Origin of the sequence: Chitinophaga caseinilytica, assembly GCF_038396765.1 — a bacterium.
Classification (GTDB): Bacteria; Bacteroidota; Bacteroidia; order Chitinophagales; family Chitinophagaceae; genus Chitinophaga; species Chitinophaga caseinilytica.
Genome location: NZ_CP150096.1, coordinates 4281664 through 4297855, shown reverse-complemented (window position 1 = coordinate 4297855; position 16192 = coordinate 4281664). Strand labels below are relative to the sequence as shown.

Sequence of the window (16192 nt, the reverse complement as noted above, 5' to 3'; positions counted from 1 at the left end):
GAGATTCAATTTAAGGGAATTTGGGGGAATGGGCGCCGGGTGATGGCCGTAATCCTTTTTTTCTCCGGGTTTTTCGTTTTTCGGCTTTGGTCCTTCTCCTGGGGGGCTTCCGCTTCCGTGATTTCAGCTGGCTCCATACAATTATTCCCAAAAGAAAGAGAGTACCTCCCAACCCCATCCAGAATTTCCTTCCGTTCCTGTTATCTTCCCGCAACACAAAATCATAACCGGGAAGCGCGCAAACGTTGATCGTGTCGCCAACAGCATATTTACCGCTTTTAAATTCACTCCGCATAATCGGAAGTAAATATTCTTTCGTATTATAGGCGACGTCAATGGTTGAGCCGCGGGAATAGCCTTTGGGCACGCGTGTTATTACAGCCTTTTCCACCGTACCGTTCCAGCCTACATATAATTCCTGAAAGCTGTCATATGTATTCCAAATCATCAATATAAGGAATAGAAAGACCGTCAATTCGCCTGCCATACTGCCTTTCGAATGCATTTTCTCCATCTTCTCGATAAAATAAAACTTACAAATTCTTTCGCCGCATTTTTCGCCGTTGGCGAGGCGAAATCCGTTTGGCGGGTTGAAGGCCCAGGGCCTTTTTTGCAGCGGCTTCCCGCCATTTCCAATAGTAGTGTGCGGATACAAATGTAACAACCGTAATAAAGACACCAAGCATGGCATACATGAAGACGTCGGGCCGTTCATGGAGCCGCAGCACGATATCAAAATCCGGATCATATTTAACTTCGACGGCATCTCCGGGCCGGAAAACCTGGTTTACACATTCTTCCCGGCTAATTTTCATCGAGAATACCTGGCCATTCAGCTCGATATCTGCCCTGTTATTCCGGTTGGAACAATTTCGGTTTACGGTAACGACCTTTGCCTGTCTTATCGTCCCGAACCAATAAACGTTCACCTCTTTCCAGATATATCTGACTATCAGGAAAAGGTAAATTACACAGACGACATATACCCATCTACCGGATCTCATTGATCGAATATTTATCAAAATTCCTCATGGCAGCGGAAACTTCCCGGTTTTACCGCGTTTCGAGCGGCGGCGGGTACGATCGCGCTCCACTGCTTTTTCGTTATCTTCTTCGTTATTACTTTTCCTCTTTCCGCGTTTTCCAATGAAGTTAATAGCCAAAACTAAAACCATTGCGCCCATTACAATGTATAAACCGTGCCGCGGATCCTCGTCAGGATACAGGATATCACTGTGGTCGGGGTGCCAGCGAACAGGCACTGCCTGGCCGATCCGGTATTTTCCTTCCCTGCATTCTTTTGATGAAATATGGATGCTGTATACCTTTTCGTGGATCAGCAGATCTATGTCCGAATATTTATTGCAGCTCCTGTCCACCCGCGTTACCGTACCGTCAACTACCGTACCGTTCCGATACACGTAAAACGCATTTCCGAACAGCCAGAAATAAACGATCCAGAAAAGAAAGAATAATCCGAAAATAAAGTATTCAAATAAAGTCAATTTCATGGCTACAGGCGAAAATCATTGGGAACGAGGATGATATGTAAAGTAGTGTTAAATTTGGACAGTCCATGACAGGAATGGAACATAAATTGTACGATTACCCTAAAATCTAACCATATGTCTTTACCCGTAGTGCTGTCCGAAGCCTTGCAACACATTTACCAGGGCCAGCCCTGGCTCGATGTCACCTTCATGGAGCACCTCCGCGAGCTCGACGCCGCGCAGGCCTCCCGCCGCTTCGACACTTCGCATAATATCTGGGAACTGGTCAACCACATTATTTTCTGGCACCAGAACGTAGACCGCAAACTGAAAGGTGAAAAACCGGAGCAGGAAGGCGACCTTCCGGACTTCTATTTCCCCGAAAACCACGGCGAAAACAACTGGCAGGCTACGCTGCAGCGGCTCGACCATTCCATCACGCATATGGCCGAAACCATCCGCAATTTCCCGGAAGAAAAACTCTACTCCAACGTCGCCAATACCCAGCATAACGCCTATTATTATATCCAGGGCGTGCTGCAACACGCGGCCTATCACCTCGGCCAGATCGTCCTTATCCGGAAGTACGCTGAAAACGAATAAAAAACGCCGCTGAAAAGCGGCGTTTCTCCTAGGAAATGGTTAAAAGTACCGTTACCGGTATCGTACACGAAAATATATAATTATTTTAAAATACATAGGATTATTTCACGCGGTGGAAATTGGTTATATTCGGGTATAATACTATGCCATGGAACTCCAAAACCCCGCCCGTGAACGGGTCTATTCCATCGACGTGTTGCGCGGCATCGTGATGATCGTGATGGCGTTAGACCATGTCCGCGATTTCTTCCACACAGGCGCATTATCGTCTGACCCCCTGAATCCCGAAACCACCCATACCGCATTGTACCTCACCCGCTGGGTGACGCATTTCTGCGCGCCGATCTTCGTTTTCCTTTCCGGCATGTCCGTTTACCTCATGAATGGCAGAAAAACAAAAGGTGAGATCAGCAAATTCCTGTTAACGAGGGGTTTGTGGCTGATTTTCGTGGAACTGGCGATCGTGTCGCTGGGATTGTCGTTCAACCCGCTCTACAATATTTTCTTTTTGCAGGTGATCTGGGCCATCGGTATCAGTTTCGTCATACTTTCCGCGTTCGTGTACCTGCCCTGGGGCGCCATTCTCGCCATCGGCGCGGCCATCACCCTGTCGCACAATATCCTGGATTCTTACGAAGCGCAGCCGGGCTTCCAGCCTTCGCCACTGTGGGCGTTGCTGCACCGGCCGGGCGTTGCGTTGCCGTTGTTCCCGGGGCACATCGCATTGGTGCTGTATCCTTTCCTGCCCTGGGTGGGCGTCATGTTTTTGGGGTATGGCTGCGGACGGGTGTTCGCGTCCGATGTTTCCCCGGCGATGCGGCGCTCCGTGCTGCTAACGGCGGGCCTGGGGATGGTGGGCCTGTTCTTTTTCCTGCGGGCGCTGAACGTGTATGGCGATCCCTTGCGCTGGGATGCCTGGCCTCATTTATCGCAAACGATTTTCTCCTTCTTCAACGTACAGAAATACCCGCCGTCGCTGCTGTATACCTGTATCACCATCGGTCCGGGGCTCCTGGCGCTGGCGGCGCTGGAGCACGCGCGCAACCGGTTTACGGCCGTTTGCAAAGTATACGGCAGCGTGCCTTTCTTCTATTACGTGCTGCATTTCTACCTGATCCACGGGCTGACGGTAGTGGCGTTTTTCATCAGCGGATATGGTACAGACCAGATCGCCGACCCGAATTCGCCGTTCCTGTTCCGCCCTATCGCATTCGGATATCCGTTACCGGTAGTCTACGCCATCTGGATCTTCGTGGTGGCCGTTTTGTACCTGCCCTGCAAGCGGTTCGCGGAGTACAAGCGCAGCCATCGCAAATGGTGGCTGAGCTATGTGTAGGGATCAGAGATCGCATTCATAGCGTTCCTCGAAAAGATCGTGGCCCCACAGCTTTTCGGGGACGGAACCCTTCTTTTCGAAGCCCCACTTTTTGTACAGCGCGGCCGCGGTGGTTTGTTGGTTGGTGGTGAGCAGGTAAACTTTCCTGAACCGCTGCTCCCGGCAGAAGTCCATGGCCCGCTGCATGAGGGCTTTCCCCAAACCGATGCCCCTGAACTCCGGCCGGATGAGGAACCACCGCAACTGCGCCTCCTTCCCTTCCCGGTGCTGGATCGCCACCACGCCCGCCATCCTGCCCATAGACGATGCCACGAAGATACGGTCGCGGCGGGGATCGAACGCCCGGACGTAATCGTGCAACGTTTCCAGGACGTATTGCTCGAAACGGACATCGTACCCGTATTCCTTCCAGTATAGTTGTCCGTGCAGGGAAATGATATCCCCCAGATCGCCGGGAACCAGCTCCGTGCGGATCTCCACCTGTTCCATGGTGATTTCGCTGCCAGGGGCACCCAGTAAGCGCCGCAGGTCGCGCATAGACACGGCGATGGTTTGCTGATCGGCTGCAGGAAGGTGGGCCAGCATCTGGCGGATCTGGTCGTCGGACAAGGTGCCCATTTTCGCCATGAGGCGCCGGCCGCGGTCAGACAGTGTGAGGTAGCTGGAGCGGCCGTCTTCCGGCAGGGGATGTTTCCAGACCAGGCCGGCTTTTTCCAATTTGCGGAGGATGCGGCTGAGATAGCCGGCATCGATCTGCAGCGCTTCGCGGATGCCGGTGGCGGTGGTTTGGCGGTTGAAGTTGATTTCGTACAGCACCCGGATTTCCGTTAGGGAATATTCGCTGTCGAAAATATGCTGCTGCAAAAGCCCGAGCTGGGCGGTGTAGTAACGGTTGAATTGCCGGATGTCTGATATGATTTCGAGGTCTGACATCGATTGTAAATTTATGGCAAGATATTATTTTCGTTGCTTCTGTCAAACATATTGGTTGACATAATCAAATTTCGCATGGAAGGATTGCGTATTTCTACGGGAAGATTCGCGTATTTGCTACCGGCGGCTTGCGGGGAGGAAGGGTTTACTTTGTGGAGCACTCAACTATTAATACGTGACCCGTAATCATTAGTAGCATTATTTGAGATTGATTGGCAAGGCCTGGTTTTCCGGGCCTTTTTCCATGTTCATGGGGCTTGCTGCCGCCGTTGGAACTCCCTGGGCGAGCAACCCTCGCTCGCCCGGAAGGCGCGCTGGAAAGTAGGCTGGGAATTGAACCCGCACTCATAGGCGATGCCCGTCAGCGTGAGATGCCGGCTCGAGGGGTCCATCATCCGGTCTTTGACCGCTTCCACCCGCCAACCGTTCAGGTATTCATTAAAGCCCTTCCCGATCCGCCGGTTCAACACGGCCGACAGCGTTTTCACCGGCACCCCGATCCGCGCGGCCAGTGTGGCGGCGGTCATTTCCGGGTCGAGGTACAGTTGGCCAGACGCCATAGCCTGGTGCAGCGCATCCGCGCAGCGGGCCACTTCATCATCCCCCAACTGGTCGAAATAGGAACGCGCCTGTTGCTGCTGCGCGGCATAAATGACACGCGTCCTATGATATCCGGCGAAGCCCATCCAGTAAACGAATACTACGAGCAGCACCTCGATCGCCGTATATTTCTCCAAACCCGTGACCGGCCATATCATAGGCATCACCACCGTCGCCACCCAGAAGAAAAGAAGTACCCCCATCACGCCGACCAACGTTTTCAGCCAGCGCGCTTCCTCGTCCATCAACCCATTCCGCATGCGCAGCCACGCCCGCACCGACAATATATAATACGCCGCAAACCACGAAACCGACAATGGCTCCGCGATGCGATCGAACGCAGTATTCAGCCCTACGATCCATTTCGGGTATTGCCAGCCGATAACGTACAGTCCCCAACACACGAGGAACCCTGCCCTGATGGCCAGGGCCATCCACACCACGATGAAATGGCGGCCCGCGAACGGCGGCCTTCCCTCCTTCCCGAACGACCGCACATACAAATACAAACACGGCCCTACACCGAAAATGAGCACGAAAGCAAGCACATCAAAAAAAGGATATCCGGGTACAGGCCAGACGACCAGTGCAGCGTTTCGAACCCGTTATAGCTGAAGATGAACATGAAAAAGGCCAGCATCCGGTTCTGGAAGCGGTTTTCCGTTCGGGCCAGCAGAAGGAATGTCCCGAAAAAAAGGGCCTGCAGCGCACCGAGCAGGACGACTAACGAAAACAGATCGATTTTCATGGCGGGTAACTCGGCTTTAAAGATAATCCCTTTCCCGACATCCGCATCGGCCAACAATTTTTTTGCGTGCCGCAAACCCCTACATTTGTTACCTCCATAAAACTGAAACCCATGAAGAAGAACATCGCCCATGTGCTGACGGGCAGGGCCAAGCAGATTACCCCGGAGGAAACGGTGATACAGCCGCTTCCGCATAAAGATTTCAGATTCGCCAATCCGTTTATCGTGATACATCATATCGGGCCCGAAACCATTGCGGCGGGTTCCGAAATGCGCATTCATCCGCATCCGCACCGTGGTTTTTCGCCGGTTACGTTCATGATTTCCGGGGAAGGGTACCATATGGACAATGCCGGCCATTCCGGCACGATCCGCGACGGCGGCATCCAGTGGATGTTTGCGGGGAAAGGCCTCCTCCACAGCGAAGGCCCCACGAAAGAAATGCTCGCCCGCGGCGGTAACTGGGAAATGATCCAGATATGGCTGAACGTGCCAAAAGCCAATAAGTGGGACGAGCCCTATTACCAGGCCGCCACGGCAGAACAACTGCCTTTCGTGCTGGAGCAGGAAGGCGTGGCGCTCCGGCTGGCCAGCGGCGAGGTGGACGGGAAACGCAGTCCCATGAAAAGCTTCACCCCTGTTACCGCGATTATCGGTACTATCGCCGCAGGCAAAACCGTGCGATTGTCTGCCAGGCCCGGCGATCCGGCGCTGTTATATGTTTTCCGCGGTGAAGTGACCGCCAACGGAACGCCTGCCGCGATGCATCAATTATATGTGTTCGATACGGCCGGTGATGAGATCGAAGTTACGGCCGGAACCGACGCAGGCATCCTTTTCCTCACGGGCGAGCCGATCAACGAGCCTATCGCCGCGAAAGACAATTTCGTCATGAATACGGCCGAAGAAGTGGAACAGGCGCTGGAAGATTACCGGAACGGTGTTTTCGGCAAACTCGAATATTGATCCCTCACTAAACCCCACCTATGCGAAAAAATTTCATCCATCAGCTGGCAGACGAAGGGCTGCTGAGCGAAACGGAACGCCTCCGGCTGGAGGCGCAACAGGGCAGCCGGATGTTTTCCCTGCACTGGGAACTGAAGACGTTGCTGTACCTGGGCGTGCTCCTGCTGAGCGGCGGCCTGGGCACATTGATCTATAAAAACATCGACACCATCGGCCACCAGGCCATCCTGGCCGGCATCGGGCTGCTTTGCGCCGTGTGCTTCTGGTATGCGAACAAACATAAAGCCCCGTTCACCTGGGAGAAAACCGAATCGCCCAACGCCTGGTGGGATTATGTGGTGTTATTGGGCTGCCTGCTGTTCATTTCGTTCATCACCTATCTGCAAGGGCAATACGAAGTTTTCGGGACGAGGCTGGGCAGCGCCACTTTCATCCCGATGGTGGTTTTGTTCATTAGTGCTTACTATTTCGATCACCTGGGCGTTTTGAGCCTCGCCATCACGAACTTCGCAGCCTGGCTCGGGATCGCCATCACGCCCATGCATCTGCTTTCCAGCAACGCGTTCGGCACGGAGCGCAGGCTCATCGATACGGCGCTGCTCATCGGCCTGGTGCTCACGGCGGCGGGATATGCCAGCAGCCGCTTCAACAGGAAAGCGCATTTTTCGTTTACGTACTACAATTTCGCCGTCCATGTTTTTTGCATCGGCGCGTTATGCGGCATGTTCTTCGAAGACGGGATGCTGTTGCTGTACGTGCCTGCGCTGGTTGCGGCATTGGCTTTCTATTATTTCCTTGGCGTGAGGTTGCGGTCGTTCTATTTTTTGCTCATGACGGTGATTTATGCGTACATCGGCCTGGGGTACCTTGTTATTTTCACGCTCGTCCAGGCGCTGGATACCCTGGAAATGGGCGTGCTGTACCTTTCCATCCTGTACCTGATCGTTTCGTCCATCGCCATGGCGCGCATCCTTATCCACCTCAACCGAAAACTGAAATCACATGCTGATCTATAATACCGCTGAGCTCGACAATGCCCTCATCCGCCAGGAGGCCGACGACGCGAAAGACGCGGGTGTGATTGCCCCGGAAACGGCAGACCGGATCAAAGCGGCGCATCCCTACACCCTGTATTCGCCGAATATTTTCGTGCGCATCGGGCTGGGGCTTGCCACCGTGTTGTGCGTGCTGCTGGCCACCGGTCTGTTTTTCCTGATGATGATGGACGGCGCGATCCGTTCGATAGAAGTATTTTTCCTCGTGTGGGGCGTGCTGGCTTATGGTGCGCTGGAACTGTGGATGTCGGGCCACCGGCATTACCGGTCGGGCGTAGACGACGGGCTCACCTGGGTTTCGGTGGTGTATATTGCCGGGGCGCTGGTCGCACTGATGGAGTCGGAAAGTCCGCTATTACTTTATATAATGCTGACGGCGCTCGCCGCCTGGTATACGGTCCGCACTTCCGACCCCGGTATTGCCCTTTGCGGCTGGGTTTGTGGCATCATGATTGTGGTGTATGCCGCCATCCTGTATATACCCGGGGCGCGGTATTTGCTGCCTTTTCTTGTGATGGGCATTTCTGCAGGGGCATATATGCTGTTCAGCCGGATGCAGCGGAACTTCCGCTTCCGGCATTACGATCTTTGCCTGGATGTGTTGCGCCTGGCCACTTTGGCTACGCTGTACCTCGCCGGCAACTATTACGTGGTGCATAACGCCGGCATGGAATTGCTGGGGATGGAAGGCGAACCTCCACTCCCATGGCTCTTCTGGACACTATCGATCGCCATTCCGCCCGTTTATATCTGGTTGGGGCTTCGGCGGAAAGACAGGATTCCCCTTGCCATGGGACTCATCCTCATCGCAGTGGCCGTTTTCACGATAAGGGCGTACCACGCCGTCATGCCCATCGAAACGGCCATGGTGCTCGGCGGGATATTTTTGGTCGGAGTATCTTATTTCGTGCATCGCTACCTCAAAACCCCGAAACACGGGTTCACCACGGCAGCCATGCATACGCGCGGCTTCGGCGCGCAACAGCTGGAAGGGCTTATCATCGCGGAAACGATGCAGCATGCCCCCCAGGCCGACGAATCTTTCCAATTCGGCGGTGGGTCTGGCGGCGGCGGTGGCGCCAGCAGCGAATTTTAGAACTTTAACAAAACTGTGCATATGGATTTACAATTGAAAGGAAAAACCGCGTTCATCAGCGGCAGCACCCAGGGGATCGGGTTCGCCGCCGCCAGGCTCCTGCTCCAGGAAGGCGCCACCGTCATCATCAACGGCAGAACGGAAGCCCGCGTGAAAGAGGCCGTGCAGAAACTGAAAGACCTCGTCCCCAATTGCCCCGTTTCCGGCATCGCCGCCGATTTCACCAAACTGGACGACGTGGAGCAACTGATGGAAAAACTCCCTTCGATAGATATACTCGTCAACAACGCCGGCATCTTCGAGCCAAAAGCATTCGAAGACATCCCCGACGAAGACTGGTATCGCTTCTTCGAAGTGAACGTCATGAGCGGCGTGCGGCTGTCGCGCCACTTCTTCCCGAAAATGATCGCCAACAACTGGGGCCGTATCATTTTCATTTCCAGCGAATCGTCCATCATGATCCCCAGTGAAATGATCCATTACGGCATGACAAAAACCGCCCAGCTCGCGGTGAGCCGCGGCCTGGCGGAACGCACCAAAAACACGGGCGTAACGGTCAATACCATCCTCCCCGGCCCCACCAAGTCGGAAGGCGTAGTGGATTTCCTCGCCAAACTGGCTACGGAACAGGGCGTAACCCCGGAAATCGCTGAAAAGAATTTCTTCCGCGATATGCGCCCCAGCTCGCTCCTGCAGCGGTTCGCCGACGTTTCGGAGATCGCCAGTATGATCGCCTATATCGCCAGCCCGCTTTCGTCTGCCACCAACGGCGCGGCCATCCGGGTGGAAGGCGGCCTGGTGCCGACCATATATTAACGCTGGCATGGATAAGGACTTTTTACTATTTTGTTCGTCCATAAACATTTCAGCGATTATGAAAAAACTATCCATGCTTCTTTTTGCCCTGGGCGCCGTGACACTCCTGTCTGCCGGGGTTGCGAAGAAGAAGAAAAAAGTCATCTTCTTCGGGGATTCCATCACACAGGCCGGTGTTGGCCCGGAAGGGTACATCACACAGCTGGGCGCCATGTTGCAGCAATCGCATGCCGGTCAATATGAGCTCATCGGCGCAGGGATCGGGGGAAATAAAGTCTACGATCTCTATCTCCGCATGGAAAAAGACGTGCTGGAAAAGAAACCGGATGTGGTCGTGATCTATGTCGGCATCAACGACGTTTGGCATAAAGCTTCCAGCCGCACCGGTACGGATTTCGACAAATTCGGCGGTTTCTATCGCGCGCTCATTAAAAAGATACAGGACAACGGCGCGAAAGTGATCGTTTGCACGCCTTCCGTGATCGGTGAAAAGAAAGACGGAGATAATGAACAGGACGCCGACCTCAACAAATACAGCGACCTGATCCGCTCCATCAGCAAGGAACAAAGCCTGCCGCTGGTAGACCTCCGCAAGGCGTTCCTCGACTACGAAGCCGCCAACAATAAAGACAACAGCGAGAAAGGCCTGCTCACCTCCGACCGCGTGCACCTCAACAAGGAAGGCAACGCGTTCGTGGCGGATCAAATGGCGAAAGCGATTACGGGGCTTTGATGAAAAGTTACTTCAAATACGAAAGGCAGTTCCTTATGGAGCTGCCTTTCGTATTTGAAGTTAGTCGAACGTATCTTATCGCGCTTTTACAATCATTTGCTGAATGCCTGCCTTCTCAGTTTCGCTTAATCTATCAGGCTGTATCTCCCACCAAATAGAAGCCCTGTATGCTGTCAAATTGCCGTTTTCGTTTGCATAAGGTGCGTCTACTTCCAATCCCAACAAACCATTTTCTGAATTACTCCCCAGCCAGAAATTCTCCATGAAGTCCGGGAAATTGTTCATCGACCTTTTGAAAAAAAGAGTACCGGTAATTTCAAGCCGTTGTTGATTGTGAATCACGGTTCTCGCAACCTTACGCTGCATAAAGGTATCTTTGCCAATGACCGTATCGCTTAACCATCCCCCTACTTCATATCGCCAATCCGGAATTGGATGCCTGTTTCCCGTAAGTCCCTGGTTCTTCTCTGGCATCGACATCCGTTCGAGCAGTTTTACGTCCCCGTAAAAACGGTTAAACAGGTAACAGCTATCCCGTTGCATGTCGATCAACATAAAAGCAGTATCGTAGGTTGTGACTACGGAATTATTGTCGGTGCTTACCTCGATGGAAAAAACGTTCTTCTGCGTAACCACTGGTTCCACACAAAATGAGCCATAATACATCATTTCCGGTATGTCTACTAAAAACTGGAATCTTGGATCACTCGTTTTGCCTTTAACGATAATGCGCCCGGAAGGAACGTCGGAGTTGGGTACTGGCATTTTTTTACCCGAACTGCAGCTACAGCAAAATACGCAAAAAGCGAGTAATAGCATTCTCATCACGAGTTTTTAAAGGGCACTTTTAAATATTGAACATTCTGAACATTTTTAGTGACGAGATATACCAGCGCCTTCATATGAAGTTGACCAACCGATGCCAAAAGTACCACCTTCTATTCTTGCGCCTTGGGCCAGGATAGCATCAAATTGAAAGAAAGAAACGGTATCCAAATAGTGATTCGGCCAGTTGGATATTCTGGCTGAGCCGTCTGCAGTTATTTCCCATAGATTGAAGATTTATTCGTTCTGAGCGTCTTTCGAACAAGCGCACATGCCGGCCAAGCCGAGCGCCCATAAAGGGATCTTAATGTTCATAGTGATTGCGGGTCTTGAGTTAATTTAACAAATTGTCATTTCGTGGAATCCATGCATGGGATAACAAACACAATATAATTACTTATTTTAATTAATTAAGGGTATTTAATTAAATTATTTATTATTTAGGATCGCAACGCTTAGCGATCCTGACCAATCCTACCTATTATTTAGAGAATTATTCCGCGGGTCTTCGAAGCACCGTCCCCTCCGCAACAGGTTCCCCGAACACCGGCATCCCGTCTGCCGTCCAGCTGAACTTTTGCATACGGGGAGAGCGTTTGCCGCCACAGCCCCAGCCTGGCTGGGAATTGGCGTGGTAGAGGATCCAGTCTTCCTTGCCGTTGGGGCTTGCTTGTATCTCAGATTGCCCTTTTCGAATTCCCGACTACCTTAATAATCATGTTAACTGCGACGAGCACCTGAATATGTTGATTGTTTACTCATTTTGAAAAATTATGTGTCACCCTATTTCAGGACGTGTCAAATGCATGAAAAAGCCGAGCCAACGAGCCCGGCTTTTTTATGTCGCTTTATGAGCTGGATATTATTGCTTTTTCTCCGCTTTCAATGTGTCGATCTCCTTTTTCATTTCCGCTTTCAATTCGGCGATGTAAAGCGTCAGTTCTTCGACTTTCTGGAGGAGCTTTGCGTTCATCTCGCCCAAGTCCTGCCCCTTTTCGGCGACTTCTTTGGCCGAGGGGATCCCAGGCAGGTGTTTATGTTCCTTTACAAACAACATAACCTCTTCGATCGGCTGCAAGCGGTAATCTTCTTCAAACACGAAATCGGGCCAGTTGGCGTAGGCTTTCACCACCGCTTTGGTGAAAAGCGCACTGCCGTTTACCGACAGCTTATATCCGGTGGCCGGCGATGCCGCTATTCCCACATTGCCGTTGGGCGCAATGGATACCAATTGGCCGTTGCCGTTGGTGAAATTAAAGCCGCGGGCGGTCGAGTTATTATTAAAGTTGATGCCATCGTCGTTTACGCCCAGGTCGAACGCATAGCTGGAACTGTTGGTGCCGCTGCCAAATTTGATCGTTTGTCCGGAAGATACAAGCTGCAACACGGATTCGGGCGATGTGGTGCCGATGCCCACACGGCCGCCTGGCGCAATATGTAAGCGGGCGCCACTGCCTCCGGAAACCCCCGTGTTATCTTCATAAATGGAAAAGCCATAGCTGGTAGCGCCTTCTACGGAAGCCCTTCGCAGCAGTGCCCATCTTTTGTTAGAAGCGGCACCGATATTGATCCCTGCCTGTACCGTGTCTACGTTAAAGAAATTTCCGAATCCTTGTACATGAAATCTTGATACCGGAGTTGTTGTTCCGATACCCACCGCTCCTGTTTCCCGATTGACAAATAAGAAGTTGCTGCGGACGGTGGCATTGTCGTTGTAGCTCCACATAGCAAAATTGGAGCCTACGCCATTCGTGCCTGTTTCATTATTTATCAGCCCCATGCCAAATCGAAGCCCGGCCCATGCGGCGTTGTGCTTATGAAGGCCCAGAAGAACGTTGCCGGTCAGGTTATTTTGCATGGTATCTACCGCAACCAGCCTCCTGGCGATACCAGTTCCGGAGATATTGAAAGTTCCCGGGGTTTGTGTGGCAGATGCATCGTTCAGGATATAAGATTGTGCAGTTGCGCTACCCGCGCCTGCAGTCAACAAAAGTCCAATGGACAAAAATTTCCAATTCATAGATAAAGGATATTAAAATGCGAATTTAACTAATTGGCCGGTTTTTGCAATTCGACGCCCTCCGCAACAGGTTCCCCGAACACCGGCATCCCGTCTGCCGTCCAGCTGAACTTTTGCATACGGGGAGATCGTTTGCCGCCACAGCCCCAGCCTGGCTGGGAATTGGCGTGGTAGAGGATCCAGTCTTCCTTGCCGTTGGGACTTTTGAAGAACGAATTATGCCCCGGCGACCATACTCTATTCGCCACCGAAGTCTGGAAGATCGGTTCGGGATGTTTCGTCCACCGGGCGGAATCCAGGAGGCTGCCTTTTCCGGAGAAACGAAGCAGGCCCAGGGCGTAATGGTCCGTCCAGCAGCCGCTGGCGGAATACACGATCATGAGTTTTTTGCCATGCATGAGTGCCTGCGGGCCCTCGTTCACCGTCACTTTCTGGCCGCTTTTCTCCCATTCGTGTTCCGGGACAGACAGGCGAACCCGTTTCGACGAAATCGTCCAGGGATTTTTCATTTGTGCGATGTAAATATCCTGCTGCTTGTCGGCATCTCCCTCCCAGCCCGACCAGATCATGTACAGTTCCTTTTTGTATTCGAAGATATCGCCGTCGATTGCCCATTTGTTGGTAGCGTCGGTAACCTGGCCCTTGAAGGTCCAGCTGCCGGTCATGGGATCGGGCGAAGGGTTTTCGAGGACGTACATGCGATGTTGGACATTCTTTCCGCCGGTGGCTGCGAAGTAAGCATACCATTTCCCGCGGAGGAACTGCACCTGGGGCGCCCAGATGTCTTTTGACCAAGCGTTGTTTTCGGTGGGTTTGTAAATGGTGACGTGTTGGGCGGACTTGAGGTCTGCCAGGCTGCGGGTCTTCCACAGTACGATGGAATTAGCCGTAGTGTGCGTGTAATAATACCATCCGTCTTTGAAATACGAATACGGATCGGCGCCGGAAGTCAGGAGTGGATTGGTGAACGTGGAATCCTGGGCCTGCGTGCCGGCAACGGTGGCAAGCAGCAGCAGGGAAATAAACATGGTTTTCATGTCCCCTAAAATAAAATATCCCAATCAATTCTTTTTCACTACTTTCGGGTACGTACACGTACACTATAACTCCATGAAAGGGAAACAACCAGATCAGCCCGGCGGCGTCAAGGAAATAGCGCGGCGGGCGAAGGTGTCGATCGCCACGGTAGACCGGGTCATCCATAACCGGACGGGCGTATCGGCCAAAACACGCGCCAAGATCGAGAAGATCATCCAGGAATTGAACTATCAGCCCAATATCATTGCGAGCCGGCTGGCATCGCGCAAAGTATTGAACCTCGCCATATTGCTCCCGGCGGTTTCTACGGAAACGGAATACTGGGAAATCCTCCTGGCGGGCGTTTCCCAGGCCGAAGACGAAATCCGGCAGATGGGGGTCCGCATCGAACGGTATTACTACGATTTCAACGACCGCACTTCCTTCCCCAAAGCCGCCAAGCAATTGCTGAAAGGGCCGCTGGACGGGGTTTTGCTGGCTCCGCTCTTCGTAGATGAAGCCACCGCATTCTGCGGACAGCTGCAGGAAAAGAACGTTCCCTACGTATTTATCAACTCCGACATTCCCAGCCTGGGCAGTCTTTGCTATGTGGGCCCGGAGCTCTTCCGCAGCGGGTACCTCGCCGCGCACCTTATGGCTTATTGCCTCCAGCCCGACGATAAAATCCTCATGGTGAACATGACGAAGGAAATCGAAGGATTGCATCCCCTGTTGCGGAAGGAAGAAGGTTTCAGGGCGTATTTCGGTGAGAAACCGGACAGGATCGTCAAAACCGACGTCCCCGAAAGCAACGAGAAATCCATCGAAAGGAAAGTAGCGGAAGCCCTCGCGGCAGACGCGTCCATCAAAGCCATTTTCGTCACCAGTTCCCGCGTGCATCTCATCGCGCAGTTCCTGGAATCTGCCGGAAAAAAGGATATTCTGGTGATGGGGTACGACTTCCTTCCCGAAAACGTTTCGTGGCTCCAGAAAGGCATGATCGATTTCCTGATCTGCCAGAAACCCCAGGAACAGGCCTATCGCGGCATCATGACGCTATATCAGCACCTCGTGCTGGGCGCACCCGTCGAAAAGGAACACTTCATGCCGATCGACATCATCACCCGCGAAAACCACATGTATTACAAAAACTAAAGCAGCGCCGCACTGTCATTGTCGATGAAAAGCGCCGCCCGCGGATGTTCCCGCAAAATGGTACTGGGATGTTGCGGGCTTACGGGCGATCGCAGCGTGTGCCGCACCGCCTCCGCTTTCGCAGCGCCGGGCACCATGCAATAAATCCAGGTACCGCGATACAGGGCGGGTACCGTAAGCGTCAGGGCATGCGTCGGCACGTCCTGCAACGATGCAAAACATCCGTCGTTCACTTGTTGTTGCCGGCAGGCATCGTCCAAATCTACCACCTTCACCAGTTTGGGATCGTTGAAATCCGCCGCGTGCGGGTCGTTGAACGCGATGTGCGTGTTCTCCCCCACTCCCATGCAAACGATATCCGTTCCGCCGTTCAGCAACCCGGCATAGCGCTCGCATTCCGCCTGCGTGTCTTTCGTTTGTCCGTCGAGGTAATGTACCGTTCTGAACGGCACGAGGCCGAAAAGGCGCTCCCGGAGGAAGTTCCCGAAGCCTTGCGGCGCATCTTCGCGCAGACCGATGTATTCGTCCATATGGAACGCGTTAATACGGTGCCAGGGAATGGAAGTATCCGTCCGCAGCGATTCCAGGAATTCCTGCTGCGAAGGCGCGGCGGCGAAGATCATGCTGATGTGTGGCTTCGAATGTAACAGCGAATGGATCCTTTCCGCCACCGCAGCCGCCGCGGCAGCGCCCATCCGGCGCCTGTCCTCAAACTGGTGTACATTGATTCGTTGGTATGTATGCATATGTTGACAGGTTTTTGATGCCGGACGGCGCTCTGTGGCTGCCGCAGCGGTGG

The 16192-nt window shown here is 52.9% G+C and carries 17 protein-coding genes; 8 read left to right on the top strand and 9 right to left on the bottom strand.

Annotated features, from left to right (window positions below):
- Positions 1-10 precede the first annotated feature (10 nt).
- Together WJU22_RS17635 and WJU22_RS17630 are read right to left on the bottom strand one after the other, a co-directional pair.
- Positions 11-679, bottom strand: a complete 669-nt coding sequence (locus WJU22_RS17635; RefSeq protein WP_341839488.1) for a hypothetical protein — start codon at positions 677-679, stop codon at positions 11-13.
- A gap of 349 nt (positions 680-1028) precedes the next feature.
- A complete protein-coding gene (locus WJU22_RS17630; protein ID WP_341839487.1) occupies positions 1029-1511 on the bottom strand; it encodes a hypothetical protein in 483 nt (160 codons plus the stop codon).
- 114 nt (positions 1512-1625) lie between these two features.
- On the opposite strand from WJU22_RS17630, the gene WJU22_RS17625 reads away from it, so the two are divergent.
- Both WJU22_RS17625 and WJU22_RS17620 read left to right on the top strand, forming a co-directional pair.
- Positions 1626-2093, top strand: coding sequence for a DinB family protein (locus WJU22_RS17625; protein WP_341839486.1), 468 nt, complete (start codon positions 1626-1628; stop codon positions 2091-2093).
- 148 nt (positions 2094-2241) lie between these two features.
- A complete protein-coding gene (locus WJU22_RS17620) occupies positions 2242-3429 on the top strand; it encodes a DUF1624 domain-containing protein (protein WP_341839485.1) in 1188 nt (395 codons plus the stop codon).
- Between the two features lie 3 nt (positions 3430-3432).
- Here the strand turns inward: WJU22_RS17620 and WJU22_RS17615 are convergent, their stop codons facing one another.
- The 3 genes from WJU22_RS17615 to WJU22_RS17605 all read right to left on the bottom strand — a co-directional run bounded on the left by WJU22_RS17615 (position 3433) and on the right by WJU22_RS17605 (position 5710).
- On the bottom strand, positions 3433-4362 hold the full coding sequence (locus tag WJU22_RS17615) for a helix-turn-helix domain-containing GNAT family N-acetyltransferase (protein ID WP_341839484.1): 930 nt from the start codon (positions 4360-4362) through the stop codon (positions 3433-3435).
- Positions 4363-4610: 248 nt separating this feature from the next.
- On the bottom strand, positions 4611-5510 hold the full coding sequence (locus WJU22_RS17610) for a helix-turn-helix domain-containing protein (protein WP_341839483.1): 900 nt from the start codon (positions 5508-5510) through the stop codon (positions 4611-4613).
- A complete protein-coding gene (locus tag WJU22_RS17605; protein WP_341839482.1) occupies positions 5480-5710 on the bottom strand; it encodes a hypothetical protein in 231 nt (76 codons plus the stop codon). The genes WJU22_RS17610 and WJU22_RS17605 overlap by 31 nt, the downstream gene beginning before the upstream one ends.
- A 111-nt stretch (positions 5711-5821) precedes the next feature.
- On the opposite strand from WJU22_RS17605, the gene WJU22_RS17600 reads away from it, so the two are divergent.
- From WJU22_RS17600 to WJU22_RS17580, 5 genes are read left to right on the top strand one after another with little or no spacing between them, the layout of a single operon-like run.
- Positions 5822-6676 carry a pirin family protein gene (locus WJU22_RS17600; RefSeq protein ID WP_341839481.1) on the top strand — a complete coding sequence of 285 codons (855 nt, stop codon included), beginning with the start codon at positions 5822-5824 and terminating at the stop codon, positions 6674-6676.
- A gap of 20 nt (positions 6677-6696) precedes the next feature.
- Positions 6697-7692 carry a DUF2157 domain-containing protein gene (locus WJU22_RS17595; RefSeq protein WP_341839480.1) on the top strand — a complete coding sequence of 332 codons (996 nt, stop codon included), beginning with the start codon at positions 6697-6699 and terminating at the stop codon, positions 7690-7692.
- Complete coding sequence (locus WJU22_RS17590; protein ID WP_341839479.1) at positions 7679-8827, top strand: hypothetical protein; 1149 nt, start codon at positions 7679-7681, stop codon at positions 8825-8827. Before WJU22_RS17595 ends, WJU22_RS17590 begins: the two co-directional genes overlap by 14 nt.
- 21 nt (positions 8828-8848) lie before the next feature.
- Positions 8849-9643, top strand: coding sequence for an SDR family oxidoreductase (locus tag WJU22_RS17585; RefSeq protein WP_341839478.1), 795 nt, complete (start codon positions 8849-8851; stop codon positions 9641-9643).
- Between the two features lie 58 nt (positions 9644-9701).
- Positions 9702-10376 carry an SGNH/GDSL hydrolase family protein gene (locus WJU22_RS17580; protein ID WP_341839477.1) on the top strand — a complete coding sequence of 225 codons (675 nt, stop codon included), beginning with the start codon at positions 9702-9704 and terminating at the stop codon, positions 10374-10376.
- Positions 10377-10451: 75 nt separating this feature from the next.
- Here WJU22_RS17580 and WJU22_RS17575 read toward each other — a convergent pair whose 3' ends face one another.
- The 3 genes from WJU22_RS17575 to WJU22_RS17565 all read right to left on the bottom strand — a co-directional run bounded on the left by WJU22_RS17575 (position 10452) and on the right by WJU22_RS17565 (position 14258).
- Positions 10452-11195 (bottom strand): hypothetical protein, encoded by a 744-nt coding sequence (locus tag WJU22_RS17575; RefSeq protein WP_341839476.1) that lies wholly within the window; start codon positions 11193-11195, stop codon positions 10452-10454.
- A gap of 868 nt (positions 11196-12063) precedes the next feature.
- Entirely contained in the window at positions 12064-13221 is a 1158-nt protein-coding gene (locus tag WJU22_RS17570) for a hypothetical protein (RefSeq protein WP_341839475.1), read from the bottom strand.
- 29 nt (positions 13222-13250) lie between these two features.
- Positions 13251-14258, bottom strand: a complete 1008-nt coding sequence (locus WJU22_RS17565; RefSeq protein ID WP_341839474.1) for a glycoside hydrolase family 43 protein — start codon at positions 14256-14258, stop codon at positions 13251-13253.
- On the opposite strand from WJU22_RS17565, the gene WJU22_RS17560 reads away from it, so the two are divergent.
- The gene (locus WJU22_RS17560) at positions 14257-15393 is read left to right on the top strand and encodes a substrate-binding domain-containing protein (protein ID WP_341839473.1); all 1137 of its coding nucleotides are present in this window, start codon (positions 14257-14259) and stop codon (positions 15391-15393) included. The two genes, WJU22_RS17565 and WJU22_RS17560, sit on opposite strands and share 2 nt — an antisense overlap.
- Here WJU22_RS17560 and WJU22_RS17555 read toward each other — a convergent pair.
- Entirely contained in the window at positions 15390-16139 is a 750-nt protein-coding gene (locus WJU22_RS17555; RefSeq protein ID WP_341839472.1) for a 6-phosphogluconolactonase, read from the bottom strand. The two genes, WJU22_RS17560 and WJU22_RS17555, sit on opposite strands and share 4 nt — an antisense overlap.
- Positions 16140-16192 lie beyond the last annotated feature (53 nt).